Source organism: Pseudomonas chaetocerotis (genome assembly GCF_015712105.2).
In the GTDB taxonomy this organism is placed as follows: Bacteria; Pseudomonadota; Gammaproteobacteria; order Pseudomonadales; family Pseudomonadaceae; genus Aquipseudomonas; species Aquipseudomonas chaetocerotis.
On sequence record NZ_JACFYX020000017.1, the window covers coordinates 1 to 25,479 of the forward strand.

A 25,479-nucleotide genomic window follows, 5' to 3' on the forward strand; every position below is an offset into this window, starting at 1 on the left:
TTTCTCGCTGCCGCTGACGATCTTCGAGGTGGGTGAGGGGCAATCCCTGCCTTACGCCAACCTCGATGCGTTCGAACAACTGCCGCACATGAATGGATTCAGGATGCGCCCATGACTGTGCATGCCTGAACGGCAGGGCGCCGTTTGCCTGGATTGGCGGGCGAAAGCCCCACAGATCCAGGCGGACTGCCTCAGAGAAGCCGGTCTCGTCAGACAGCTACGGTTACGGTGCCAGGGCGACCAGCCCGGCGTGCTGCACCAGCTCCAGCAGTGGCTGCGGGTAAACGCCGATGATGAAGGCGAGCAGGGCAACCACCAGCAGCATGATGCCACCAGCACGCTGACCCCAGTCGAAGGGAGCGTCGTGGCGATGCATGTTGGGCTCACGCATGAACAGCGTGACCATCACCCGCAGGTAATAGAACACGCCGATGGCGCTGCCCAGCACCATGGCACCGAGCAGCCACCATAGCTGCGCCTCGACACCGGCAGCGATCACGTAGAACTTGCCGATGAAACCCGCCGTCAGCGGAATGCCGGCCAGCGACAGCATCATCACCGTGAGCACGGCAGTCAGGTACGGACGGCGCCAGAACAGACCACGGTACTCGTACAGCGCATCGGCATCGCGGCCGCTGTAGGGCGTGGACATCAGGGTGATCACACCGAACGCGCCGAGGCTGGTCAGCACGTAGGTGGCGAGGTACACGCCCACGGCTTCCACGGCCAGGCCCTTGCTGGCGATCAGCGCCACCAGCAGGTAGCCGAAGTGGGCGATGGAGGAGTAGCCGAGCAGGCGCTTGAGGTTGTTCTGCAGCAGCGCCAGCAGGTTGCCGAACAGGATCGAGGCAATGGCGATCAGCGTCAGCAGTTCGCTCAGCCAACCGCCGCTCATGGCCGGGGAAATCTGGTACAGGCGCAGCAATACGGCGAACACCGCCACCTTGCTGGCGGTGGCCAGGAAGGCGGCCACTGGTGCCGGCGCGCCTTCATAGACATCCGGCGTCCACAGGTGGAAGGGCACCAACGACAGCTTGAAGGCCAGGCCGATCAGCATCATGCCGATGCCGATCTGCACCAGCTGGCTGCTTTCCCGCGCCAGGCTGATACCGATATCGGCAAAGCCCAGGTTGCCCGATTCAGCGTACAGCAGCGCCATGCCGAACAGCAGGAAGGCGGAGCCTGCGGCCGACAGCACCATGTACTTGATGCCGGCTTCCAGCGAACGCTTGTTGAAGAAGGCATAGGCGATCATGCCGTAGGTCGGCACCGACAGCAGTTCCAGGCCGATGAACAGGCCCGCCAGATGCTGGGCGCTGACCAGCACCAGGCCGCCGGCAGCGGAGAGCAGCACCAGCAGGTACAGCTCCTCGCGGTTGCCCGGGTAGCCCTTGCCGGACTTGCCGCCCAGGTAGGCATGGATCAACGTGACGCAGGCCAGGCTGGCGGCCAGCACCAGCGCCATGTAGTAGCAGGCGAAGGTGTCGATCAGCAGCAGCGGGGTGACCTCCAGCGGCGTCACATCCATAGCCGGTATCAACGACAGCAGCGCCAGGTTCAGGCCCACCACCGAGAGGATGAAGGTCAGGGCGTGATTGCGCTTGGCGGCAATGGCCAGCATCACCACGACCACGGTGAGGCTGGTCACCAGCAGCGGTAGCAGGGCGATCAGGTGTTGCAGGGTGAATTCGACAGCGTGATGTTCCATGAGTCTCTAATCCTTACCCTTACCGGCCCGAGGCGAGTTGATCGAGAGCGCCAGCCATCCACTGCTGCACGCCATGCATGCTGGCCGCGGAGGTATCGAGCACCGGTTGCGGGTAAACGCCGAGCAGAATCAGCAGTACGCCAAGGCCGAGGACCATGGCCAGTTCGCGGGCTTTGAGGCCCGGCAACGGCGCGTCCTCCTGCACCGGCCCGAAATAGGCACGGTGGATCATCGCCAGTGCATACACCGAGCCGAGCACCAGGCCGGTGGCGGCCAGCACCACGACCCAGGGCGCGCCGGGGAAGCTGCCCAGCAGAATGAGGAATTCGCCGACGAAGTTGCCGGTACCCGGCAGACCCAGCGCGGCAGCGGCGAAGAACAGGCTGATGGCCGGCAGCCAGGGCATGCGCGCCCAGATGCCGCCCATCTGGCGCAGATCACGGGTGTGCACGCGCTCGTAGAGCTGGCCGCAGAGGATGAACAGCGCGGCGGCCGACAGGCCGTGGGCGACCATCTGCACCACCGCACCCTGCAGGGCGATCTGGCTGCCCGAATAGATGGCGATCAGCACGAAGCCCATGTGCGAGACGCTGGAGTAGGCCACCAGGCGCTTGATGTCGGTCTGCGCGAACGACAGCAGGGCGCCATAGAGGATGGCGAACACACCGAGCCACTGGGCGATCGGCGCGAACTCGGCCGAGGCATTGGGGAACAGCGGCAGGGCGAAGCGCAGCAGGCCGTAGGCGGCGGTCTTCAGCAAAATGCCAGCCAGGTCGACGGATCCGGCGGTCGGTGCCTGGGCGTGAGCGTCCGGCAACCAGGAGTGCACCGGCACCACCGGGAACTTCACCGCGAAGGCGACGAAGAAACCGAGCATCAGCAGGTACTCGGTGCCTGGCGCCAGCTCGGTCTTCAGCAGGTCGGCGTAGTTGAAGGTCAGCACGCCGGTCTGGTTGAAGTGCACGAACACCAGGGCCAGGATCGCCAGCAGCATGATCAGGCCGCTGGCCTGGGTGAAGATGAAGAACTTGGTGGCGGCGGTGATGCGGGTACGACCGTCGCTGCCGCTATGACCCCAGAGCGCGATGAGGAAGTACATCGGCACCAGCATCATTTCCCAGAAGAAGAAGAACAGGAACAGGTCGACCGCGAGGAACACGCCGACCACGCCGCCGAGAATCCACATCAGGTTGAGGTGGAAGAAGCCGACGCGGTTCTGGATCTCGTTCCACGAGCAGAGTACCGACAGCACACCGAGCAGGCCGGTTAGCGTCACCATCAGCACCGACAGGCCGTCCATCGCCAGGTGGATGGTTATCCCCAAGCGCGGGATCCAGTCGATGACGAACTCGTGGGCCCAGCGTGGCTCGCTGCCGGGTGCCGGGGCCAGGGTGAAGTCACCGCTGACCCACAGCCACAGGCTCAGGCCGAACAGCAGAGCCATGGTGATCAGGGCGATCCAGCGTGGCAGGACGTGACCGAAGCGCTCGGCTTGCCAGCACAGTAGCCCGCCGATGAAGGGAATCAGGATTAGCCAGGGCAGAATCATCAGGCTGTTTTCCTTAACTCAAAAAGAGGATGGCGGCGAGCACCAGTACGGCGCCCCCGGCGATCGAAGCGGCGTACCAGCGCACCTGGCCGTTTTCGCTGCGCACCAGCGCGGCGTTGCCGCCACGTGCAAGCAGCGGAATCAGACTGATGCTGCGGTCGATGGGGTCGCGGCGCAGCAGGTGGCAGAGCACCAGGTAAGGGCGCACGAACAGCTTGTCGTAGAGCCAGTCGAAGCCCCAGGCGGCGAACCACAGGGCGCTCAACAGGCGACCCGTCGCGCTCTGCGCCACCGCCGAAGCGACGCGGCGCTGGCCAAGGAAGAGCAGGGCGGCGATGACGATGCCGGATACCGCGATCAGGCCGGAGAGCAGTTCCAGGCTGTGCTTGGCCTCGCCGCCGGCGTGGCCGACGCTTTGCGGCAGCACGCCGGCCAGCGGCGGGGTGATCCAGGCGCCGATGAAGGTCGACAGCACGATCAGCACCAGCAGCGGCAGGTTGTGGGCGATGCCATGGCCGGCGTGTGCCTCGGTCTTCTGCTCGCCGTGGAAGGCGATGAAGATCAGGCGGAAGGTGTAGATCGAGGTCAGGAAGGCGCCGACCAGGCCCGCATAGAGCAGCTCGCTATGGCCGCTGGCGAAGGCTTCCCAGAGGATTTCGTCCTTGGAGTAGAAGCCGGCGGTCAGCAGCGGCAGGGCAGCCAGCGCCGCGCCACCGACGACGAAGCTGGCGTAGGCCAGCGGCAGCTTCTTCCATAGTCCGCCCATCCTGAAGATGTTCTGCTCGTGGTGGCAGGCGTGGATCACCGCGCCGGAGGCCAGGAACAGCAGGGCCTTGAAGAAGGCATGGGTCATCAGGTGGAAGATCGCCGCGTCCCAGGCACCGACGCCCAGGGCGAGGAACATGTAGCCGATCTGGCTCATGGTCGAGTAGGCGAGGATGCGCTTGATATCGGTCTGCACCAGCGCGGCGAAACCGGCCAGCACCAGGGTCACGCCGCCGACGATGCCGACCAGTTCGAGAATCTCCGGGGTCAGCAGGAACAGGCCGTGGGTACGGGCGATCAGGTACACACCCGCGGTGACCATGGTCGCCGCGTGGATCAGCGCCGACACCGGGGTCGGACCGGCCATGGCGTCGGCCAGCCAGGTCTGCAGCGGCAACTGGGCGGATTTACCCACCGCGCCGCCCAGCAGCATCAGCGTGGCCAGCCATAGCCAGGTGTCCCCGGCCACGTATCGCTGCGGGGCCAGCAGCATCAGCTCCTGGATGTTCAGGGTGCCGAGGTTGAGGAACAGCAGGAACAGGCCAATCATCAGGAACACGTCGCCAATACGGGTGACGATGAACGCCTTGAGCGCCGCGTTGCCGTTGGGCACGTGCTTGTAGTAGAAGCCGATCAGCAGGTACGAGCACAGGCCCACGCCTTCCCAGCCGAAGAACAGCACCAGCAGGTTGTCGCCCAGTACCAGCAGCAACATGCTGAAGATGAACAGGTTGGTGTAGGCGAAGAAGCGCGAATAGCCTTCTTCACCGCGCATGTACCAGCTGGCGAACAGGTGGATCAGAAAACCCACGCCGGTGACCACGCCGAGCATGGTCACGGACAATCCGTCCAGGTGCAGGGTGAAGCTCGGCGCCAGGCCTTCGACGCTCATCCACTGCCACAGGGTCAGGCTGTAGGCGCCACCGGCTGGCGGGTTGCCGAGGAAGGCGGCGATCACCCAGGCGGCGCTGGCAGCCGCCAGACCGATGGAGCCGACACCGATCACGGCACTGGCGTTCTCCGAGAAACGTCCGCGCGAGAAGGCCAGCAGCAACCAGCCGAGCAGCGGAAAAAATAGAGTCAGGGCTAGAAGGTTCATCCGCGCATCTCGCTGGCAGCGTCGATATCCAGGGTGTTGAAGCGGCGATACAGCTGCAGCAGGATCGCCAGGCCGATGCTGGCCTCGGCGGCCGCCAGGGTGATCACCAGAATGAACATCACCTGGCCGTCAGCCGCGCCCCAGCGGGCACCGGCCACGACGAAGGCGAGCGCGGCGGCGTTCATCATCACTTCCAGGCTCATCAGGATGAACAGGATGTTGCGCCGCACCATCAGGCCGACCAGGCCGATGCAGAACAGCACACCGGCCAGGGCCAGGCCGTGTTCGAGTGGAATGCCAGTCATGCGGTTGGCTCCTTGGCGTCATGACGGCCCAGGTGGTAGGCGGCGACCAGTGCGGCGAGCAGCAGCATGGAGGCCAGCTCCACGGCCAGCAGGTAGGGGCCGAACAGGCTGATACCGACGGCCTTGGCTTCGACCGTGGTGTGGCCGATGTGGGCGTCGCTGACATGGTTGAGCAGCACGTAGAGCAACTGGCCCAGCAGCAGGGCACTGAGAATCGCCGGGCCGACCCAGATGCCAGGTGTCAGCCACTTGCGTTCCTGCTCGGCTGCGGCCGGGCCTAGGTTGAGCATCATCACCACGAACACGAACAGCACCATGATGGCGCCGGCGTAGACGATGATTTCCAGCGCGCCGGCAAAGGGTGCACCGAGGGCAAAGAACACCATCGACACCGCCAGCAGCGAGACGATGAGGTAAAGCAAGGCATGCACCGGGTTGGTGTTGGTAACCACCCCGACCGTTGCTGCCACCGCCACACCGGCGGCGAAGTAGAACGCAAATTCCATCAGAAGCTCCTCATGGCGCCCCGCTCCCGCTTACGGGAGAGGGGCTGGGGGAGAGGGTAAGAACGAGTCATGGCAACAGGCCCTTGACGTTGATCGGCTCGGCCTCGTTCTGCGCGGCGCCCTTGGGCTTGCCGGCGATGGCCATACCGGCCACGCGGTAGAAGTTGTAGTCCGGGTTCTTGCCGGGGCCGCTGATCAGCAGGTCTTCCTTCTCGTACACCAGATCCTGACGTTTGAACTCGCCCATCTCGAAATCGGGGGTGAGCTGGATCGCCGTGGTCGGGCAGGCTTCCTCGCACAGACCGCAGAAGATGCAGCGCGAGAAGTTGATGCGAAAGAACTCCGGGTACCAGCGACCGTCGTCGGTCTCGGCCTTCTGCAGCGAGATGCAGCCCACCGGGCAGGCCACGGCGCACAGGTTGCAGGCCACGCAGCGCTCCTCGCCATCAGGGTCGCGGGTCAGAACGATACGGCCACGGTAGCGCGGCGGCAGGTAGACCTGCTCTTCCGGGTATTGCAGGGTGTCGCGCTTGCGAAAGCCATGGCTGAAGACCATGGCCAGGCTGCGCAGCTGGGTGGCAGTGCCAACCAGGATGTCCCAGATGTACTTGAACATTGCTTTCTCCTTACTGGGCCGTGGCCAGCACGACGGCGCCGGTCACCAGCAGGTTGATCAGGGTCAGCGGCAGGCAGAACTTCCAGCTGAAGGCCATGACCTGGTCATAGCGCGGGCGTGGGATCGACGCGCGCAGCAGGATGAAGATCATGATGAAGAAGGCCGTTTTCAGCGCGAACCAGAAGAACGGAATCTGCGGCAGAAGGCCGAACGGGCCATGCCAGCCACCGAAGAACAGGGTCACCAGCAGCGCGGATACGGTGACGATGGCGACGTATTCGCCGACGAAGAACATGCCCCATTTCATCCCGGCGTATTCGATGTGGTAACCATCGGCCAGCTCCTGCTCGGCTTCTGGCTGATCGAACGGGTGACGGTGGGTCACGGCGACGGCAGCGATGAAGAAGGTACAGAAGCCGAAGAACTGCGGAATGATGAACCACAGGTTCTGCGCCTGATAATCGACGATGTCACGCATGTTGAACGAGCCGACCTGCGCCACCACGCCCATCAACGCCAAGGCCAGGAACACCTCGTAGGAAATGGTCTGGGCCGAGGCACGCAGGCTGCCGAGCAGGGCGAACTTGTTGTTGCTCGACCAGCCGGCGAACAGCACCGCGTAGACCGACAGGCCCGCCATGGCGAAGAAGAACAGGATGCCGATGTTCAGGTCCGCCACGCCCCAGGTCGGGGTGATCGGGATGATGGCGAAGGCCATCAGCATCGCCGAGAAGGCGATCATCGGCGCCAGGATGAAGATGAACCTGTCGGCGAACGGCGGCGTCCAGTCCTCCTTGAAGAACATCTTGATCATGTCGGCGGCGATCTGGAACATGCCGAACGGCCCCACGCGGTTGGGGCCGTAGCGATCCTGCCACCAACCCAGCAGGCGCCGCTCGACGAAGCTCAGCAGCGCGCCGCAGACCACCACCACCAGCAGGATGACGATGGCCTTGAGCACTGCAACGACGATCTCGATCAGTTCGGGCGTCAGCCAGCTCATTGTGCGGCCTCCTGCAGCAGGGTCACGCTGGCACCGGCGAGCGTCGCCGCAATGCCCGGCAAGCCAACCGGCAGACCAACCAGGCCGATGGCCAGGTCTTCACGGACCTTGAGCGGCAGGCGCAGCGCCTGGCCGTTGACGCGCAGGGTCAGCAGCGCGCCGTCGCTGAACCCAAGGCGTGCCGCCTCTTCGCGGGCCAGGGCCACGTAGGGCTCGGGCATGCGCGCCTGAATCGGTTTGGCGCGCGCGGAGTTTTCCTCGCTGCCGAACAGGTGGTGCAGCGGTGCAACCTGCCAGGTGCCTGCGGCCGGGTTGAACGCGTCGTTCACCGCGAACCAGGGCAGGGCGTTGCCGGCGGCTTCGAGCAGGCGCACGCCAGGGTCTCCGGCACGCAGGTGACCACCGACCTCGTCCTGGAACTTGTTCCAGGCCTGCGGCGAGTTCCAGCCCGGCGACCAGGCGAACGGAATCTGCTGTCGAGCCTCAGAGCTGCCGGCGTAGCCTTCCATGGAGAAGGCGAAGGCCGAGTCCTGATCCTGCGGCTGACGCGGCTCGTGCACGCTGATGTTGGCGCGCATGGCGGTGCGGCCGCTGTAGCGGTGCGGTTCGCGCGCGAGCTTGAGGCCCTTGATGCGGAACGAGGCGCTCGGCGCAGCGTCCTTGATGCCGGCCAGCAGCGGATGGCTGGCGGCGCAGGCTGCGGTGACCTGATCCAGTTGCGTCCAGTCCACGGCCGCGCCCTGCAGGGTGCTGTGCAGCGCGTGCAGCCAGCGCCAGCCTTCACGGATCAGAATGTTGCTGTCGTAGTAGCTCGGTTCATAGACCTGGAAGAAGCGCTGAGCTCGGCCCTCGAGGCTGACCAGCGTGCCATCGCCCTCGGCGAAGGAGGCTACGGGCAGTAGCAGGTGGGCACGTTCGCTGGTGGCGGTGCGTTGGTGATCGGCGACGATAATTGCCTGTGCGGCGTCGAGCGCCGCATCGATCCTGGCCGCATCGGCGCGGCGGTACAGGTCGTTTTCCAGCACGATCACGGCATCGGCCTGGCCGCTGCTCAGGGCATCCAGTGCGGCATCGACGGACTTGCCGTCCAACGCTTCGCCCAGCAGCAGTGCCAGGCCCAGGCTGTTGGCTTCCGGCACCACCAGGCTCAGCGAGCCGTTTTTCTCGCGGTTTTTCAGCGCGCTGGCGATATTGGCGGCAGCTTCGATCAAGGCCTTGTCGCCCAGTGAGGCGCCGGAGACGATCAGCGGGCGTTGGGCTGCCAGCAGGGCATCGGCGATGCGCTGTACCAGCGCTTGAGCCTCGGCTTCCAGACCATCGACCGCCGGTGCGCTCGGGTCGATGGCATGGGCTACGGCGAAGCCGATACGGGCCAGATCGGCCGGTGCGGCATGCACGTTCTCGGTCGCTACGTCATCCAGGCGGGTCTCGCCAATGCTGGCGATGAACAGCGGGTGCAGAGCGTGTTGCGCAACGTTCTGCACGGCTGCCATGTGCCAGTCCTGAATGCGCGCACCGGCAGCGATCTCGGTGGCTTTGCCCTTGACGGCCTGACGCAGGGCCAGGGCCATGCGCGCGGCGGTCTGGGTCAGGTCCTCGCCGAGGACGAAGATGGCATCATGCAGCTCGATGTCGCGCAGGGTCGGCGTCGGCAGTGGGCCGTTTTGCAGGATGTCGCGAATCAGGCCGATGTTGTCCAGTTCGCGGGCAGCGATGCCGCTGTAGAAATTATCGGCGCCGACCAGTTCGCGCAGGGCGAAGTTGGATTCGAGGCTGGCGCGAGGCGAACCGATGCCGATCACGCGCTTGCCCTTGAGCAGCTCGGCGGCCTTGTCCAGCGCGGCATCGATGCCGATGGCCTGGCCGGCCAGCAGAGGCTGGCGCGGACGATCCGCGTTGTTGACGTAGCCGTAGCCGAAGCGGCCCCGGTCACAGAGGAAGTACTGGTTGACCGAGCCGTTGAAGCGGTTCTCGATGCGGCGCAGCTCGCCGTAGCGCTCACCGGGGCTGATGTTGCAGCCGCTGGAGCAGCCATGGCAGATGCTCGGGGCGAACTGCATGTCCCACTTGCGGTTGTAGCGCTCGGAGTGGGTCTTGTCGGTGAACACGCCAGTCGGACAGACCTCGACCAGGTTGCCGGAGAACTCGCTTTCCAGCGTGCCGTCCTCGACGCGGCCGAAGTACACGTTGTCGTGCGCGCCGAACACACCCAGGTCGGTGCCGCCGGCGTAGTCCTTGTAGTAGCGCACGCAGCGGTAGCAGGCGATGCAGCGGTTCATCTCGTGGGCGATGAACGGACCTAGCTCCTGATTCTGGTGGGTGCGTTTGGTGAAGCGGTAGCGGCGGGCGTTGTGCCCGGTCATCACCGTCATGTCCTGCAGGTGACAGTGACCACCTTCCTCGCACACCGGGCAGTCGTGCGGGTGGTTGGTCATCAGCCATTCGACGACGCTGGCGCGGAACGCCTTGGACTCTTCGTCGTCGATGCTGATCCAGGTGTTGTCAGTGGCAGGCGTCATGCAGGACATGACGATACGACCGCGGGTGTCGTTCTCGTCGTTGTACTGCTTGACCGCGCACTGCCGGCACGCCCCGACGCTACCTAGCGCCGGGTGCCAGCAGAAGTAGGGGATATCGAGTCCGAGGGACAGGCAGGCCTGCAGGAGGTTGTCTGCACCATCGACTTCGAAATCTTTGCCGTCTACGTGGATAGTGGCCATTTCTTCAAGTCTTCGTTTACCCGCTTGCTAAAGCGGCTGGCTAAGGGAATTCGTCTGTTCAGCTCGCGCTTGCCGGCATGCGGGGCGTGGTCGCCACCTTGGCCACACCGGCCTCGAACTCTTCACGGAAGTATTTGATGGCACTGCCCAATGGCTCCACCGCGCCTGGCGCGTGAGCACAGAAGGTCTTGCCCGGGCCGAGAAAGTTGACCAGGCCGAGCAGGGTGCGGATGTCTTCGGCGGTGCCTTGCCCGCGCTCCAGCGCACGGAGGATCTTCACGCTCCAGGGCAGGCCGTCACGGCATGGCGTGCACCAGCCGCAGGACTCGCGAGCGAAGAACTCCTCCATGTTGCGCAGCAGTGACACCATGTTGATCGAGTCATCGACCGCCAGCGCCAGGCCGGTGCCCATGCGCGTACCGACCTTGGCGATGCCGCCGGCGTACATCTGCGCGTCGAGGTGCTCGGGCAGCAGGAAGCCGGTACCGGCTCCGCCGGGCTGCCAGCATTTGAGCCGGTAGCCGTCGCGCATGCCGCCGGCATGCTCCTCGAACAGTTCACGGGCGCTGATGCCGAACGGCAGTTCCCACAGGCCGGGGTTCTTCACCTTGCCGGAGAAGCCCATCAACTTGGTGCCGTGGTCTTCGCTGCCAGGACGGGCGAGGCCCTTGTACCAGTCCACGCCCTGGCCGACGATGGCCGGCACGTTGCACAGGGTCTCGACGTTGTTGACGCAGGTCGGCTTGCCCCACACGCCGACGGCGGCGGGGAAGGGCGGCTTGGCGCGCGGGTTGGCGCGGCGGCCTTCCAGCGAGTTGATCAGTGCGGTTTCTTCGCCGCAGATGTAACGGCCGGCGCCGGTGTGCACGAACAGCTCGAAATCGAAGCCTGAGCCGAAGATGTTCTTGCCGAGCAGGCCGGCGGCCTTGGCCTCATCGATGGCACGGTTGACGTTGGCGGCGGCGTCGACGTACTCGCCACGCAGGAAGATGTAGCCGCGATAGGCCTTGAGCGCGCGCGCCGAGATCAGCATGCCTTCCACCAGCAGGTGCGGCAGCTGTTCCATCAGCATGCGGTCTTTCCAGGTGTTGGGCTCCATTTCATCGGCATTGCACAGCAGGTAGCGGATGTTCATGGATTCGTCGGCCGGCATCAGGCCCCACTTCACGCCCGTGGGGAAGCCTGCGCCGCCACGGCCCTTGAGGCCGGATTCCTTGACGGTCTGCACGATGTCGGCCTGGGCCATCTCGGTCAGTGCCTTGCGCGCGGCAGCGTAGCCGTTCTTGGCCTGGTATTCGGCCAGCCATACCGGCTGGGCGTCGTCACGCAGGCGCCAGGTCAGCGGATGGGTTTCTTCGCTGCGGGCAACGCGGTTGGCTGGACCAATGGAGGTGAGCGCTTTCATTGATAGGCCTCCAGCAGCTTGGCGACGTCGGCGGGCTGGATGTCGCCGAAGGTGTCGTCGTCGATCATCAGTGCCGGTGCCTTGTCGCAGTTGCCCAGGCAGCACACCGGCAGCAGGGTGAAACGGTTGTCGGTGGTGGTCTGGCCGAGGCCGATGCCAAGCTGCTTGTGCATCTCACTGACCACAGACTCATGGCCGCCGATGTAGCAGGTCATGCTGTCGCACACGCGGATGATGTGGCGGCCAACTGGCTGGCGGAATATCTGGCTATAGAAGGTGGCCACGCCCTCGACGTCGCTGGCCGGAATGCCGAGGATTTCGCCAATGGCGTCAGCGGCGCCGTCCGGCACCCAGCCGCGTGCCTTCTGCACGATCTTCAGCGCTTCGATGCTGGCGGCGCGCGGGTCCTCGTAGTGATGCATCTCGTGCTCGATGGCCGAGCGCTCGGTTTCGCTGAGGGTGAAACGATCGGTCTGAATTAGCGTATTCATATCAGCGGTCCACGTCGGCCATGACGAAGTCGATACTGCCCAGGTAGGCGATCAGGTCCGCCACCATGCTGCCGCGAATCACCGAGGGGATCTGCTGCAGATGGGGGAAGCTGGGGGTGCGAATCCGGGTGCGGTAGCTCATGGTGCTGCCGTCGCTCGTCAGGTAGTAGCTGTTGATGCCCTTGGTCGCCTCGATCATCTGGAAGGCTTCGTTGGCCGGCATGACCGGGCCCCAGGAAACCTGCAAGAAGTGGGTGATCAGGGTTTCGATGTGCTGCAGCGTGCGCTCTTTCGGCGGTGGCGTGGTCAGCGGGTGATCGGCCTTGTACGGGCCTTCCGGCATGTTCTTCAGGCACTGGTCGATGATGCGGATGCTCTGGCGCATCTCCTCCACGCGCACCATGCAGCGGTCATAGGCGTCGCCATTGACGGCCAGCGGCACCTCGAAATCGAAGTGCTCGTAGCCGGAGTAGGGGCGCGCCTTGCGCAGGTCGAAGTCGCAACCGGTGGCGCGCAGGCCGGCTCCGGTAGTGCCCCATTCCAGCGCTTCCTTGGTGTTGTACTGCGCAACGCCGATGGTGCGGGCCTTGAGGATACTGTTCTTCAGCGCCGCCTTCTCGTATTCGTCGAGACGCTTGGGCAGCCAGTCGACGAATTCCTTGACCAGCCTGTCCCAGCCGCGCGGCAGGTCGTGGGCGACGCCGCCGATGCGATACCAGGCCGGGTGCAGGCGGAAACCGGTGATGGCTTCGATCACCTTGTAGGCGCGCTGACGGTCGGTGAAGGTGAAGAACACCGGCGTCATGGCGCCGACGTCCTGGATGTAGGTGCCGAGGAACAGGAGGTGGCTGGTGATGCGGAAGAATTCGGCGAGCATGATGCGAATCACGTCGACCTTCTGCGGCACCTTGATGCCAGCGAGCTTCTCCACCGCCAGCACGTAGGGCAGGTTGTTCATCACCCCACCGAGGTAGTCGATACGGTCGGTGTAGGGGATGAAGCTGTGCCAGCTCTGACGCTCGGCCATCTTCTCGGCGCCACGGTGGTGGTAGCCGATCTCCGGTACGCAATCGACGATCTCTTCGCCGTCGAGCTGCAGGATGATGCGGAAGGCGCCGTGCGCGGAGGGGTGGTTGGGGCCGAGGTTGAGGAACATGTAGTCCTCGTGCTCGCCACCACGCTTCATGCCCCAGTCTTCGGGGCGGAAGCGCGCGGCTTCTTCTTCCAGTTGCTGCTTGGCCAGGGTCAGGCTGAACGGGTCGAATTCGGTGGCGCGCGCCGGGTAGTCCTTGCGCAGCGGATGACCTTCCCAGGTCGGCGGCATCATGATGCGGCTCAGATGCGGGTGACCGGTGAAGGTGATGCCGTACAGGTCCCAGACTTCGCGCTCGTACCAGTTGGCGTTGGGCCAGATACTGGTGGCGGTGGGCAGGTTGAGATCGCGCTCGCTCAGGCCGACCTTGATCATCACGTCGCTGTTACGCTCCAGCGACATCAGGTGATAGAACACCGTGAAGTCGGCGTCCGGCAGGCCGCGACGCTGGGTGCGCAGGCGCTCGTCGACGCCGTGCAGATCAAACAGCATCACATAGGGGCGCGGCAGGTTGCGCAGGCAGGTGAGGACTTCGATCAGTCGCTCACGGGCGACCCAGAGTACCGGCATGCCGGTGCGGGTCGATTGCAGGGTGAAACTGTCGTCGCCAAAACGGGCGCGCAGTTCGGCGACGACGTCCTGGTCGTCAGCCTTGTAAGGCGGTATGGACACAACGGTGTCTTGAGTCATGGTCTCGGTCGCTGTCGATCAACGTAGAAAGTGGGCGTGACGCTTGCGCAGGCAAGCATCGGCTCAGACTTCGTCGGGGCTACGCAGGTTGGTCACGGCGATTCGCTGCTCGCGCCGCTGTTCCTTCTGCGAAGGCATTTCGGCACGGTAGATGCCTTGATCGCCAACGACCCAGGATAGCGGGCGGCGCTCCTGGCCGATGGATTCCTGCAGCAACATCAAGCCTTGCAGGAACGCCTCCGGACGCGGCGGGCAGCCGGGAATGTAGACGTCCACGGGGAGGAACTTGTCCACACCCTGAACGACCGAGTAGATGTCGTACATGCCGCCGGAGTTGGCGCATGAACCCATGGAGATGACCCACTTGGGCTCCAGCATCTGCTCATAGAGACGCTGGATGACCGGCGCCATCTTGATGAAGCAGGTGCCGGCGATGACCATGAAGTCGGCCTGGCGGGGTGATGCGCGAATGACTTCCGCACCGAAGCGCGCCACATCGTGCGGGGCGGTGAAGGCGGTGGTCATTTCCACATAGCAGCAGGACAGGCCGAAATTGTAAGGCCACAAGGAATTCTTGCGCCCCCAGTTGACCGCGCCGTTGAGCGCGTCCGAGAGCTTGCCCATGTAGATGTTCTTGTGAACCTGGTCCTCTAGCAGCGGGTCGGAGACGACCTCCCGCTGGCCGATCGGATACGCCTCGTTGGGCGCATCCGGGTCGACCCGAGTAAGTTTGTATTGCATCGCCAAAGCCTCATTGTTTCAGCTTCGCCTGCCGTTCACGACGTCCCTGAGGTGCCCAATCGAGCGCCCCGATACGCCAAAGATAGACAAGACCTGCCAACAGAATTGCTATGAAAACTGTAGCTTCGATCAGGCCTGCCCAGCCGCTTTCGCGTACCGAGACTGCCCAAGCGAAGAGATAGAGGGCTTCAACGTCGAAGATCACGAAGAGCATCGCGACCAGATAGAACTTGGCTGACAGGCGCAGACGCGCGCTGCCGGTAGGAAGCATGCCCGACTCGAACGGCTCGTTCTTGCTACGTCCCCAGGCTTTGCTGCCGAGCAGGCTGGAAACGCCGAGCATGAAGGCGATGAGCCCGCAGACACCCAGCAAGAACACAGCGAAAGCCCAGTTATGGGACATGGTCGTTACCGCATCAGGCATGCCGGTACTCCTTGAATTAAGGAACGGCTTTTTAATTTAGTAGCTGCCAGGCACCGTCAAGGGCGCTGGCGCGAAGTGTGTATACAATACTATGTGCAGACCAACTGTAAGTAAATTTTTCAGCAAAAAATTATTCCCGAAGTTGGACCATTTCTGTCGAGCTTCTGATTGACTTGTCGCATCGATGCAATTTTGCGTCGAGCCGTATGGCCCGACGTTTCAGGACTATAGCTGACAGCTCTGTTCTGGCAATTTCCGACAGCCATTCACCTGACTAATCTGCCTCATTTCGAGCTCTGATGAGCTTCGGCGAGATAAGCAATTCATTGCCACTTTGGTGTTAAGGCCAAAGCAGCAGGGCATCGCGTTAAATTCCAATAGCGCATATCGAAAGGCTTGCGCTATCACCAAATTTTATTCATTCAGCGAGGCTGTCAAGCTGATTTTGTACTAGCGTGCATGAATCGCCAAAGCGCGATATGCCATCGATCGAGCAGTGCCCACCATCCGCTGGGTCTGCGAAGTTGCCCCTGCCTGGGTATGCCGACCCTTCGTACGAATAACAACATGAGGGGTTTTGCCATGCCTGTTGTCCAGTCCTTGCCGCGTATTGTCCCCACCGTTCTGTTGCTAGCCCTGAGCGCGCCTGCCAGCGCGGAACTGGGCGATTACAGTTTCTGGCAGAGCCTGAGCAATCTGGTGTCGCCGCCCAGGGCCGATAATCCGGTGACGCCCGCTCAACGTGTGGGGCCTTACCCGCTGCTGGCCAATCCGAGTGGTTTCAACAGCGGCTTCAACCCTGGCAATTACTACGGCTGGCAAACGATTCAGATGGCGCCACAGACCGGTGCGGTGTGCGGCAATGGCTCGCCCTACAAGTTCTTCATCAATCGTGTGCCGAACACGCGCAACACCATCGTTTATCTGGAAGGTGGCGGTGCCTGCTGGGATTACGCCAGTTGCAGCGGGCAAAGTGGCATACGCGGCGCGCGTAATCCTGATGGAATTGCCAATGACTACATGTCGCTGCTCAACCCCGGCGCCAGCCTGGTCAGTCCCTTCGTCGTGCGTCTGCATCCTTGGACGCGCGTCAAGACGCAGAACTGGAACATGGTCTATGTGCCGTATTGCACAGGCGACATCTACTCCGGCGACAAGGTGGCGATCTACGAAGACCCGCAAGGGGAAAATCCTCCGCTGGTGTGGCACCACAACGGCTTGCGTAACATGCGCGCGGTGGTGGGGTGGCTGAAGGACAATCTGCCGCGACCGACCCAGATGCTCACCACGGGATGCAGTGCCGGCGGCGCGGGCAGCCTGACCAACTACGCCAACCTGCGCCAGGACATTGCGCCGAACCGGGGTTACCTGATCAACGATTCAGGGCCCGTCTATACCGCGCTGGCTGGCGACAACCAGGCTTATCCTTCCTATCCGCTGCAGACGCTGATCCGTCAGGCCTGGGGCCTCGATGCCGCTCAGGGGCCATTGCAGTACCTGCAGGCGCGCCTGCCAGGCTTCAGCGGCAACGACTTGGGCAGCCTGTATCCGGCGCTTTCGAGTAATCTGCCGGGTGACCGCATGGGGCATACACATTTCTGGCAGGACCTGAACTATTCGTCCTATTCCTACGAGCGCTTCTACCCGGATATCGTCAACGCGCCGAATCAGGCCGCCAAGGAAGCACTGATCAAGCAGCGCTGGGCCGCGGACACCACGCGTCTGCGCAGCCAACTGGCCAGCCTGAGCAATGTCGGTGGTTATTTCCCGCAGTTCCGTAACGTCAACGAAAGCCATTGCACCAGCATCATCGAGTTCGCCAACTCCGATATCCAGGAGCAGAACCTGCAGCTGGACAACTTCGTCAACAGCGTTCTCGATGGCAGTGGGCAGGTACTGGATGCGTCGGAAAGCAGCGATGTGGCCGACCGCAACAAACCCTTCAATCTGCTCTATTACCTGCTGGACCAGTTGCTCTGAACAGGCGCGAAAGCAACGCGGCGATAGCTTGGGTTGTCGCCGCGTTCAGCTATCCGGGGCTTGTTGGTAATTGCGCTCGCGAGCCTCTTGCAGGCGTTGCCTGAGGTATTGGTCGCGAGTGAGCCCTTCGGGAATGTTCTGCAGGCCGAGCACTTCGTCGACGATATTTTTTTCCTCGGCCTTGTAGCGCTCGAAGTTCGGATCAGATCGTTGCGCCAGTTTGGCTTCACGCTCAGCGCTGATGGCCTGGTAACGCTTGATCAGCGCTTCAGCGCGTCTCTTCTGCTCGTCTTCGTTTTCGCTGACGGCCTTGATCAGGGCGATCTGCAGCAACAGGGCCTCGCTCAGCGCCACTTCACCTTGGCGCTCCAGTGCATCAATGCCCTCGCTCAGCGTCTGCGCCTGAGCTTCGCGACTGTTGCTGTCGAGTTCCGTGGCACGCTTGATGAAGCCTGTGTAGCGCTGATGAAAATCCAGGCGCCGTTGCTGTTGCTGGACTTCCGGTCTGCTCAGCAGGTGCATCTGCTCGGGGCTGAGGTCGATTGGTGCTGACACGGCGCTGCCTTGCGCGAATGGCAGTGCTGGCGCTTGCTCTGGCGGCGAGGTGGCAGGCTCTCCGGTGTTCGGGCGTTGCCAGTACCAAGTGAGTGTCAGGCTGCCTATCACGATGCAACTGCCGAACAGCAGGGTGGAGCGGGGCATGGGCAATCCTTGCGCGAGTCGACTGCCTTCCAGCGTAGAAGCTGCTGCCGCGCCTTGCCTGTCCAAGCATTGAATTGGGAGCCTGCACCTTCTCGTCAGGAGTGAGAAGGTGCAGGCGTGTGGATCAGAGCAGCGGTTTGCCGTCTTCGCGCGTGACGATCACGGTGGACGAGCGCGGGCGGCGGCCGGGGCCGTCCGGCCAGGTGCTGCGAAAATCCGTCGGGGTCGAGCCTTCGCCCGGGTGCTGGATGTTGACGAACAGCGTGCGGAAGTCCGGTGTGGCGGTGATGCCGGTGACCTCGCAGCCCACGGGGCCGACCAGGAAGCGCTTGATTTCGCCGGTGCTGGGCTCGGCGACCAGCATCTGGTTGTTGCCGAACGGGCCGCTGGCGAGCTGGCTGCCGCTCATGTCGGTCTGGATCCACAGACGGCCATCGTCGTCGAACCACAAACCGTCCGGGCTGGCCATGCGGTTGTCGGCGGTCAGCGGTCTGCCGTTGGGGTCGAGGCTGTCGTTCTCCGGCCCCGCCAGCAGGAACAGGCTCCAGACGAACTCACGGCTGCCATAGTCGCGGCTCTGCTCGCGCCAGCGGATGATGTGGCCGTAAGCGTTGGCTGGGCGCGGGTTGGCCGCATCGACGATGGTGCGCGAGCTGTTGTTGGTGAGGGTGAAGTAGACGTCGCCGTTGTTCGGGTTCACTGCCCCCCATTCCGGACGATCCATCTTGGTGGCGCCAACGATGTCGGCAGCCAGGCGGGTGTTGATCAGCACCTCGCCCTGGTCGGCGAAGCTCACCCCGGCAGTCCTGCAGGCTGCCTGAAAGGCCTTGTCCTTGATGTCCAGCGCCAGCCACTCACCCTTGCCGTTGGCCTTGAAGCGCGCCACGTAGAGCGTGCCTTCATCGAGCAGGCTGCCGTTGCTGCGACCCGGTACGTACCTGCCGCGGCTGACGAATTTGTAGATGTACTCGTTCTGCGAGTCGTCGCCGGAATAGCAGACCACCGGGCGGCCCGGTTTGACCGGGGCGAACACCAGGCCTTCGTGAGCGAAACGGCCCAGAGCGGTGCGCTTGATCGGCGCGGATTCCGGCGCAAAGGGATCGATCTCGACGATCCAGCCGAAGTGGTTCGGCTCGTTGCGATAGTCGCCTGCTGCCTCGGCGGCCAGACGGGTGGCGTTGAAGCGCTGAAATTCGTCGCCGGTCAGGTGATCCCAGCCGTAGCGGCTGGCGCTGCCGACACCGTAGCGGGTCATTTCACGCGGGCGCTCGGCATCGCCGCTGGCGAAATAGCCGGCCCAGTTTTCCTCGCAGGTCAGGTAGGTGCCCCAGGGTGTGAAGCCATTGGCGCAGTTGTTCAGCGTGCCACGGGTAGCAGTACCGTCGGGGCTGTAGCGAGTCCGGAGCAAGGCGTGACCGCGCGCCGGTCCGTTGATCTGCATCGGTGTCGCACCCGTGATGCGGCGGTTGCGTGCACTGGGCAGCACTTCCCATTGGCCGCGCACACGGCGCACTTCCACCACTGAAACGCCATGGGCGTTGATTTCCTTGAGCACTTCATCGGCACTGCTGCGCTTGCCACCGACCAATGTGGGGCCGTTGGGGTGCAGCAGTGGAGCGTCGATGTACTCGTGGTTGAGTACCAGCAGGCCGTGGTCGCTCTTGCGACCGCCGCCGCGCTGGCCGTCGATGGGGAAAAAGTGCATGCCGTCATGGTGCATGCCGATCTGGTCGGCCTGGTCGGCGGCACTGTTTCCGGCGTTGTCGAGAAAGGCCGGGAAGCTGCCACGAATGGGCGTGCCCCAGGGGATGAAGGGGGTGGCCTTGTAACCGGCAGGCACGCTGATGGTGTCGGCGCGAGTCACCGCCACCGGGCTGAACGGCAGGCGTTTGCTGCGTTTCTTCAGGCGGTCGAGCAGGTCCATGACCGGGTTGCCGGCGGCTTCGGCGCTGCCGGGCATGGCTACGCCGAGAAAACCCATTACGCCGAGCGCAGCGCCGCCGGCGACCACCTGACGACGGCTCAGGTCGGCATTGATCAGGTCGTTGATATGGGGATTGCTGGAAGCGTTGCTAAGCGGCTCATCGCCATTGCCGAATAGCACGTCTTGCTCTTGTTCATTGCGCATGGAGGGCTCCTGGTGAGGCTGATCGACGGAGTCATGACGCTAACCAAGGAAAACGACGGAATAGTGACAGTGCCTGTGCGCTGTTGCACAAAACTGCACGGAGGGGTGATGGCCACCCATCAGGTTGGCATCATTTCATCGGGTGCGGCGAGTCTGTGCAGGCCACGGGGTAGGCATTTGCGGCGGTATTGGTGCGCAGGACGCAACCTGCGGCCAGGCATAAAAAAAGCCCCGGCAAAGCCGGGGCGGATTAGGCAAACAGACTGCTGCGGATGCGTGGTCCGCAGCAGGCGAACCGTTCTTAGTGGAACTGGTTCATGGTGTTGTCTTTACCGCTCGCCTTAAGAGCTGCTTCGCCAGCGAAGTACTCCTTGTGGTTGTCGCCGATGTCGGAGCCAGCCATGTTCTGGTGCTTGACGCAGGCGATACCCTGACGCAGTTCCTGACGCTGCACGCCTTTCACGTAGGCCAGCATGCCCTGGTCGGCGAAGTAGCCCTTGGCCAGGTTGTCGGTGGACAGCGCCGCAGTGTGGTAGGTCGGCAGGGTGATCAGGTGGTGGAAGATGCCTGCCTGAGCCGAGCCGTCGCGCTGGAAGGTGCGGATCTTCTCGTCGGCAATCTGGGCCAGTTCGGTTTCGTCGTACTCGACGCTCATCAGCTTGGCGCGGTCGTAGGCGGAAACGTCCTTGCCTTCGGCAACCATGGCATCGAACACCTGCTGACGGAAGTTCAGGGTCCAGTTGAACGATGGGCTGTTGTTGTAAACCAGCTTGGCGTTCGGGATGGTCTTGCGGATTTCGTTGACCATGGCCGCGATCTGACCAACGTGCGGCTTCTCGGTTTCGATCCACAGCAGGTCGGCGCCGTTCTGCAGGCTGGTGATGCAGTCCAGTACGCAGCGTGCTTCACCGGTGCCAGCACGGAACTGGAACAGGTTGGACGGCAGGCGCTTCGGACGCAGTAGCTTGCCGCCACGGTTGATCACGACGTCACCGTTGCCCAGGTCGGCAGCGGAAACTTCTTCGCAATCGAGGAAGCTGTTGTACAGGTCGCCCAGGTCGCCCGGCTCGTTGGTTACGGCGATCTGCTTGGTCAGGCCGGCGCCCAGGGAGTCGGTACGCGCAACGATTACGCCGTTGTCGATGCCCAGTTCGAGGAAGGCGTAGCGAACGGCAGCGATCTTGGCGAGGAAGTCGGCGTGAGGAACGGTCACTTTACCGTCCTGGTGGCCGCACTGTTTCTCGTCGGAAACCTGGTTCTCGATCTGGATGCAGCATGCACCGGCTTCGATCATGCGCTTGGCCAGCAGGTAGGTGGCTTCCGGGTTACCGAAGCCAGCATCGATGTCGGCAATGATCGGCACGATGTGAGTTTCGTGGTTGTCGATCTGGTTCTGGATCTCGGCAGCCTTGGCTTGATCGCCAGCTGCGCGAGCAGCATCCAGTGCGGTGAACAGCAGATCCAGTTCGCGGCTGTCGGCCTGACGCAGGAAGGTGTAGAGCTCTTCGATCAGGTCGGAGACGGCGGTCTTCTCGTGCATCGACTGGTCCGGCAGCGGGCCGAAGTCGGAGCGCAGAGCGGCAACCATCCAGCCGGACAGGTAGAGGTAGCGCTTGTTGGTGGTTTTCAGGTGCTTCTTGATCGAGATCAGCTTCTGCTGACCGATGAAGCCGTGCCAGCAACCCAGCGACTGGGTATAGACGGAGGAGTCGGCGTCGTACTCTTCCATGTCCTTGCGCATGATGTCAGCGGTGTACTGAGCGATTTCCAGACCGGTCTTGAAGCGGTTCTGAGCGCGCATACGGGCGACGGACTCGGGGTTGATAGCGCTCCAGCTGCTGCCGAACTTCTCTTTCAGAGCGGCTACAGCCTTGATGTCGTTTTGATATGCGGACATGGTCAATCCTTCAGAAAATGTGTTGGTTGAGCACCGACTACCCACGCAATGCGTGCACGGATGCAGCGGCTGCGGGAGGCTTCCACTTTGACGGCGAGAATACGGCTGGGGCGAGGATTGACCGCGAGGGGGGGGAGATGTGGCGAACAGTTCGAGAACTTCGCTTGGGCCGGTTGGCTCGTGGAAACCTTGGGCACCCGCTGGGCTTTCGATCTGTCTGACGCTAAACGCTTCCCCGTCCCTCAGGACAACTTCGTTCCAGTCGCAACCTCGTCGTACGGCCTTGTGGGCTGTTGGGACACGGACCGTTGCGAAGTACTTCGCGGGCGGTCTGGAGATCCTTTTCAGGACCCCTGGCTAGCGGGAGCGAGGCCATCATGCCTCTGGGAAAATGCTTCGTCAAACGTTTTGTAGTGCTTTTTTAAAACTACTACATATTCAGTAGGCGACTGCCTGGTCACGCTTGGTAGCCCATGGGGTGGGCGTTTCAGGCATTTCGCGGGCTGCACGAGCTGTCCATCGTTCTTGTGGAGTTAAAGACTTCGACTTTGGTCGGGGGGGGTCAGTCGAGGGCTTCGACCTTGACGCGCAGCGACATGTCTTCGCGCCCCTGAGTGGTGTGCCGACGCAACACGTCGCGGCCGCTGGAGCTGGTTTCCTCACTGACGCCGCCCAGGGTAATCCACTCGCCGAGACGACCGCTGACGCGCGTGTCGGTGCTTTGCACATCGATCACACCGGGACGGCTGTTGCTGACGCGATCACGCTGGCTGCTGATGGAAACATGGACCAGCTCGCCGGAGAGACTGGCTGTCACGTAGAAGCCGCGAGTCACGTCTCGATATTGAGTGTCCTGGTAGACCTGGCCGTAGGGGCCGGTGCTGGTGGTGGTCAGCGGTACGCTCTGGCCGACCTGAATCAGTGCCGGATAGCCTTCGGTAGCCTGTACCTGCTGGGTGCCGCCACCACGGCTGTCGGTGCTGCGGCGAATGATGCGCACCTGGTCGCGACCGTTCACTTCGCCGCGGCCGACCTGTACTTCGGCATTGCCGGCGCTGAGGGTGCCGTCGACGCGATAGCCACGGTCGTTCTGGTAGTTGCTGTCGGCGCTTTCCACGGTGATCAGCAGGCGGCGAGGGCGAGTGTCGAGTTGCTGCAGCAGTACGCGCACCTCACCGATCTTGGCTGGGGACGCATTGACGATCAGCTGATTACCGTAAGCGCTGACCTTGCCCTCGTTGCCGAGCATCGATTGCACCACGCCGAGCACGTCATCAGCGGTGCGGTAATTCAGCGGGATTACCTCGGTGGCCGCATGCAGCGGCAGGCACAGGCCGAGAAGCAGGGCGGCGAACAGCGTGCGCAGGGTCATAGCAGAAAGCTCCGCAGATCAGGGTCGGTGATGCTGGTATCCCAGGCCTGGTCGAACTGGGTTTGGCATTGGCGCACGCGCGCCGGATCGTTATACAGGGTGTAGCCGGATTGTTGATCGAGCTCAGGCCGCAGGAACAGGCCTGTGTCATCGGCGATCAGGTAGGCCTGATCGATGCTGGCGTAGTCCGGGTTGAGTTTGCGGATATGCAGGTTGGAGGACAGCCGGCGTGACAGGGCGAGCAGCCGGTGACCTTCCTTCACGGCACGGGTCGGGTCACGCAGGAGGATGCGCAGGCGCGCCCGCGGGCTGCTCAGCAAGAACCCCGTGCAGGCCTGCTGCACGCTGCTGTGGTGATAGAGCCATGGTTCCAGATCATCGCTGTACAGGCACAGAGTGCGCTGGGCCTGCTGGATCAGCGCCAGGATGTGGGCGCGAGCCTGCTGAGGCTGGCTGAAACGCTCCAGGTGCTCGTGCTGACCGAGTATGAACGGGGCGGGCTCCCATTGCGCCACATCGGGCATAACGGATTCGGGATTGTGCACGGCAAAACGCCCAGGCGACTCGAATTCGATGGCCGCCAGTTCGCTGGGCTCTGGCGTATCGATCGGATCGACCGGGGCGTCTTTGTCGTTCATTTCGGTCTCTACTGGCTGGTGCGCACCATATCCACGTGCGGTATGCCGGCATCGAGGTACTCGTCGCTGACAATCCTGAAGCCTAGCCTTTCATAGAACGGCGTGGCGTGCACCTGAGCAGTGAGCATTTGCTGATGCAGGCCGCGTTTTTCCGCTTCTGCAATCACCGCCTGCATCAGTTTTTCGCCCACTTTCAGGCCGCGCCAATCCTTGAGCACCGAAACGCGACCAATATGGCCGTCGGGCAGCAGGCGCGCGGTACCCACCGGGTAATCGCCTTCCTCGGCAATGAAGTGTAAGGCGTCGGTATCCTCGGCGTCCCATTCCAGTTCCGGCGGAACCGATTGCTCTGCGACGAACACGCTGTCGCGGATACGGCGAAGCTCGGCATTGTCCCTATGCCAGTCCGCGACACGGACGGTGATTTCACTCATCGGCAAATCCCAGGCTGCCTTGCTTGACCAGTTCCCACAGCAGGGTACGCCCCTCGTCGTCGGCCAGCCAGGCGCCGAGGTTTTCCACATGTAACGCATCGGCGCTGCAGATCAGCTTCAACAGTTCGCGCAGGCGAGCCGAGACCAAGCGGCTCTGACCGCTGGCGAACAACACCAGGTCTTCACCGACCTCCGACCAGGCCATGCGGGCGCTGGGGTTGCGGATGAGTATCGCGCCATCTTCCAGGGCGCCGAGGAAATCCTCCTCCTCGATCTCGATGCCGGCAACCAGCTCCGGGTACTTGGGTTCGGTCATGAACTGGCCGAACCAGGTCATCAGCAGGCGCTCGTCGCTCATGTGTTCGTTGAGCAGGGCCTTGAGGCGCTCCAGGGCGTCGCGCTGGATCTGGTTGGGATCCTCGCTCGGCTGGATGTCGGCATCGCTGTAGCGCTCTTCGTCGGGCAGGAACTGGCCGAGGAAATCGGTGAAATGGGTCAGTACTTCAGCGGCGCTCGGCGCGCGAAAGCCCACGGAATAGGTCATGCAATCATCCTCAGCGGTGCCACAGTGGGCGAGGCATGGCGGCAGGTAAAGCATGTCGCCGGGTGCCAGCACCCATTCATCGGTTGGTTCGAATTGAGCCAGGATCTTCAGATCGGCGTGGGGAAGCAGCGGGCTGTCGGCATCGCACATCTGGCCAATCTGCCAGCGACGATGGCCGTGAGCCTGCAGCAGGAATACGTCGTAGTTGTCGAAATGCGGGCCGACACCGCCACCGGGTGCGGCGAAGCTGATCATCAGATCGTCGATGCGCCACTTGGGCAGGAACTTGAAGTCTTCCAGCAGTTCGGCCACTTCCGGGACAAACTGGTCTACGGCCTGGACCAGCAGGGTCCAGTCGCGCTCGGGCAACTCCTGGAAGGTGTCTTCATTGAACGGGCCGCGCTGCAGCTCCCAGGGGCGCTCGCCGTGCTCGATCACCAGGCGCGATTCGACTTCTTCTTCCAGTGCCAGGCCGGCGAGTTCGTCCGGGCTGATCGGGCTTTCGAAGTCGGGGATCGCCTGGCGCACCAGCAGCGGTTTCTTTTGCCAGTAGTCGCGCAGGAATTCACGGGCTGTGAGGCCACCCAGCAATTGCAGCGGAGTATCAGGATTCATCAGTAAGCCCTTGAAATTGATAAAAACCTTTAAACAAAAACGCCCGGCTCAGCC

At 63.0% G+C, this 25,479-nt stretch carries 21 protein-coding genes; 1 reads left to right on the top strand and 20 read right to left on the bottom strand.

Annotated elements, in window-relative coordinates:
* Window positions 1–223: 223 nt before the first annotated feature.
* From nuoN to H3221_RS23405, 13 genes are all read right to left on the bottom strand, one after another.
* Window positions 224–1,708: an NADH-quinone oxidoreductase subunit NuoN gene (nuoN, locus tag H3221_RS23345; protein WP_196476186.1), complete on the bottom strand. Its 1,485-nt coding sequence runs from the start codon at window positions 1,706–1,708 to the stop codon at window positions 224–226.
* A gap of 19 nt (window positions 1,709–1,727) precedes the next feature.
* Window positions 1,728–3,257: an NADH-quinone oxidoreductase subunit M gene (gene nuoM, locus H3221_RS23350; protein ID WP_196476185.1), complete on the bottom strand. Its 1,530-nt coding sequence runs from the start codon at window positions 3,255–3,257 to the stop codon at window positions 1,728–1,730.
* 13 nt (window positions 3,258–3,270) lie between these two features.
* Window positions 3,271–5,121 (bottom strand): NADH-quinone oxidoreductase subunit L, encoded by a 1,851-nt coding sequence (gene nuoL, locus H3221_RS23355; protein ID WP_196476184.1) that lies wholly within the window; start codon window positions 5,119–5,121, stop codon window positions 3,271–3,273.
* Window positions 5,118–5,426: an NADH-quinone oxidoreductase subunit NuoK gene (gene nuoK / locus H3221_RS23360; RefSeq protein WP_003460477.1), complete on the bottom strand. Its 309-nt coding sequence runs from the start codon at window positions 5,424–5,426 to the stop codon at window positions 5,118–5,120. The genes nuoL and nuoK overlap by 4 nt, the downstream gene beginning before the upstream one ends.
* A complete protein-coding gene (gene nuoJ / locus H3221_RS23365) occupies window positions 5,423–5,932 on the bottom strand; it encodes an NADH-quinone oxidoreductase subunit J (RefSeq protein ID WP_017360843.1) in 510 nt (169 codons plus the stop codon). The genes nuoK and nuoJ overlap by 4 nt, the downstream gene beginning before the upstream one ends.
* 67 nt (window positions 5,933–5,999) lie before the next feature.
* On the bottom strand, window positions 6,000–6,548 hold the full coding sequence (nuoI, locus tag H3221_RS23370; RefSeq protein ID WP_196476183.1) for an NADH-quinone oxidoreductase subunit NuoI: 549 nt from the start codon (window positions 6,546–6,548) through the stop codon (window positions 6,000–6,002).
* Window positions 6,549–6,558: 10 nt separating this feature from the next.
* Entirely contained in the window at window positions 6,559–7,551 is a 993-nt protein-coding gene (gene nuoH / locus H3221_RS23375) for an NADH-quinone oxidoreductase subunit NuoH (RefSeq protein WP_196476182.1), read from the bottom strand.
* Entirely contained in the window at window positions 7,548–10,271 is a 2,724-nt protein-coding gene (gene nuoG / locus H3221_RS23380; protein ID WP_196476181.1) for an NADH-quinone oxidoreductase subunit NuoG, read from the bottom strand. The genes nuoH and nuoG overlap by 4 nt, the downstream gene beginning before the upstream one ends.
* A gap of 58 nt (window positions 10,272–10,329) precedes the next feature.
* Window positions 10,330–11,676, bottom strand: coding sequence for an NADH-quinone oxidoreductase subunit NuoF (gene nuoF, locus H3221_RS23385; protein ID WP_196476180.1), 1,347 nt, complete (start codon window positions 11,674–11,676; stop codon window positions 10,330–10,332).
* Window positions 11,673–12,167: an NADH-quinone oxidoreductase subunit NuoE gene (gene nuoE / locus H3221_RS23390; protein ID WP_196476179.1), complete on the bottom strand. Its 495-nt coding sequence runs from the start codon at window positions 12,165–12,167 to the stop codon at window positions 11,673–11,675. Before nuoE ends, nuoF begins: the two co-directional genes overlap by 4 nt.
* Window position 12,168: 1 nt before the next feature.
* Window positions 12,169–13,950 (bottom strand): NADH-quinone oxidoreductase subunit C/D, encoded by a 1,782-nt coding sequence (gene nuoC, locus H3221_RS23395; RefSeq protein WP_196476178.1) that lies wholly within the window; start codon window positions 13,948–13,950, stop codon window positions 12,169–12,171.
* A gap of 63 nt (window positions 13,951–14,013) precedes the next feature.
* Window positions 14,014–14,691 (bottom strand): NuoB/complex I 20 kDa subunit family protein, encoded by a 678-nt coding sequence (locus tag H3221_RS23400; protein ID WP_036999426.1) that lies wholly within the window; start codon window positions 14,689–14,691, stop codon window positions 14,014–14,016.
* 10 nt (window positions 14,692–14,701) lie between these two features.
* The gene (locus tag H3221_RS23405; RefSeq protein WP_013715479.1) at window positions 14,702–15,115 is read right to left on the bottom strand and encodes an NADH-quinone oxidoreductase subunit A; all 414 of its coding nucleotides are present in this window, start codon (window positions 15,113–15,115) and stop codon (window positions 14,702–14,704) included.
* A 582-nt stretch (window positions 15,116–15,697) separates the two neighbouring features.
* Between H3221_RS23405 and H3221_RS23410 the strand changes: the two genes are divergently transcribed.
* Window positions 15,698–17,095 (top strand): pectin acetylesterase-family hydrolase, encoded by a 1,398-nt coding sequence (locus tag H3221_RS23410; protein WP_196476177.1) that lies wholly within the window; start codon window positions 15,698–15,700, stop codon window positions 17,093–17,095.
* Window positions 17,096–17,140: 45 nt separating this feature from the next.
* Here the strand turns inward: H3221_RS23410 and H3221_RS23415 are convergent, their stop codons facing one another.
* From H3221_RS23415 to H3221_RS23445, 7 genes are all read right to left on the bottom strand, one after another.
* The gene (locus H3221_RS23415) at window positions 17,141–17,797 is read right to left on the bottom strand and encodes a hypothetical protein (RefSeq protein ID WP_196476176.1); all 657 of its coding nucleotides are present in this window, start codon (window positions 17,795–17,797) and stop codon (window positions 17,141–17,143) included.
* Between the two features lie 124 nt (window positions 17,798–17,921).
* A complete protein-coding gene (locus H3221_RS23420; protein ID WP_196476175.1) occupies window positions 17,922–19,925 on the bottom strand; it encodes a PhoX family protein in 2,004 nt (667 codons plus the stop codon).
* A gap of 301 nt (window positions 19,926–20,226) precedes the next feature.
* Window positions 20,227–21,822, bottom strand: coding sequence for an isocitrate lyase (locus tag H3221_RS23425; RefSeq protein ID WP_160018127.1), 1,596 nt, complete (start codon window positions 21,820–21,822; stop codon window positions 20,227–20,229).
* 562 nt (window positions 21,823–22,384) lie between these two features.
* The gene (locus H3221_RS23430) at window positions 22,385–23,194 is read right to left on the bottom strand and encodes a secretin N-terminal domain-containing protein (protein ID WP_196476174.1); all 810 of its coding nucleotides are present in this window, start codon (window positions 23,192–23,194) and stop codon (window positions 22,385–22,387) included.
* A complete protein-coding gene (locus H3221_RS23435) occupies window positions 23,191–23,832 on the bottom strand; it encodes a DUF7931 domain-containing protein (protein ID WP_196476173.1) in 642 nt (213 codons plus the stop codon). The genes H3221_RS23430 and H3221_RS23435 overlap by 4 nt, the downstream gene beginning before the upstream one ends.
* Window positions 23,833–23,840: 8 nt before the next feature.
* On the bottom strand, window positions 23,841–24,266 hold the full coding sequence (locus H3221_RS23440) for a GNAT family N-acetyltransferase (RefSeq protein WP_196476172.1): 426 nt from the start codon (window positions 24,264–24,266) through the stop codon (window positions 23,841–23,843).
* Complete coding sequence (locus tag H3221_RS23445) at window positions 24,259–25,425, bottom strand: ribosomal protein uL16 3-hydroxylase (protein ID WP_196476171.1); 1,167 nt, start codon at window positions 25,423–25,425, stop codon at window positions 24,259–24,261. The genes H3221_RS23440 and H3221_RS23445 overlap by 8 nt, the downstream gene beginning before the upstream one ends.
* Between the last annotated feature and the right edge of the window lie 54 nt (window positions 25,426–25,479).

Coding starts and splice junctions, on each gene's coding strand:
- H3221_RS23405 (WP_013715479.1), bottom strand. CDS start 15,115: ATGCCTGATGCGGTAACGACCATGTCCCATAACTGGGCTTTCGCTGTG.
- nuoL (WP_196476184.1), bottom strand. CDS start 5,121: ATGAACCTTCTAGCCCTGACTCTATTTTTTCCGCTGCTCGGCTGGTTG.
- H3221_RS23410 (WP_196476177.1), top strand. CDS start 15,698: ATGCCTGTTGTCCAGTCCTTGCCGCGTATTGTCCCCACCGTTCTGTTG.
- nuoF (WP_196476180.1), bottom strand. CDS start 11,676: ATGAAAGCGCTCACCTCCATTGGTCCAGCCAACCGCGTTGCCCGCAGC.
- nuoM (WP_196476185.1), bottom strand. CDS start 3,257: ATGATTCTGCCCTGGCTAATCCTGATTCCCTTCATCGGCGGGCTACTG.
- nuoE (WP_196476179.1), bottom strand. CDS start 12,167: ATGAATACGCTAATTCAGACCGATCGTTTCACCCTCAGCGAAACCGAG.
- H3221_RS23420 (WP_196476175.1), bottom strand. CDS start 19,925: ATGCGCAATGAACAAGAGCAAGACGTGCTATTCGGCAATGGCGATGAG.
- H3221_RS23425 (WP_160018127.1), bottom strand. CDS start 21,822: ATGTCCGCATATCAAAACGACATCAAGGCTGTAGCCGCTCTGAAAGAG.
- H3221_RS23400 (WP_036999426.1), bottom strand. CDS start 14,691: ATGCAATACAAACTTACTCGGGTCGACCCGGATGCGCCCAACGAGGCG.
- nuoG (WP_196476181.1), bottom strand. CDS start 10,271: ATGGCCACTATCCACGTAGACGGCAAAGATTTCGAAGTCGATGGTGCA.
- nuoH (WP_196476182.1), bottom strand. CDS start 7,551: ATGAGCTGGCTGACGCCCGAACTGATCGAGATCGTCGTTGCAGTGCTC.
- H3221_RS23435 (WP_196476173.1), bottom strand. CDS start 23,832: ATGAACGACAAAGACGCCCCGGTCGATCCGATCGATACGCCAGAGCCC.
- nuoK (WP_003460477.1), bottom strand. CDS start 5,426: ATGACTGGCATTCCACTCGAACACGGCCTGGCCCTGGCCGGTGTGCTG.
- H3221_RS23445 (WP_196476171.1), bottom strand. CDS start 25,425: ATGAATCCTGATACTCCGCTGCAATTGCTGGGTGGCCTCACAGCCCGT.
- H3221_RS23415 (WP_196476176.1), bottom strand. CDS start 17,797: ATGCCCCGCTCCACCCTGCTGTTCGGCAGTTGCATCGTGATAGGCAGC.
- nuoJ (WP_017360843.1), bottom strand. CDS start 5,932: ATGGAATTTGCGTTCTACTTCGCCGCCGGTGTGGCGGTGGCAGCAACG.
- nuoI (WP_196476183.1), bottom strand. CDS start 6,548: ATGTTCAAGTACATCTGGGACATCCTGGTTGGCACTGCCACCCAGCTG.
- nuoC (WP_196476178.1), bottom strand. CDS start 13,950: ATGACTCAAGACACCGTTGTGTCCATACCGCCTTACAAGGCTGACGAC.
- nuoN (WP_196476186.1), bottom strand. CDS start 1,708: ATGGAACATCACGCTGTCGAATTCACCCTGCAACACCTGATCGCCCTG.
- H3221_RS23440 (WP_196476172.1), bottom strand. CDS start 24,266: ATGAGTGAAATCACCGTCCGTGTCGCGGACTGGCATAGGGACAATGCC.
- H3221_RS23430 (WP_196476174.1), bottom strand. CDS start 23,194: ATGACCCTGCGCACGCTGTTCGCCGCCCTGCTTCTCGGCCTGTGCCTG.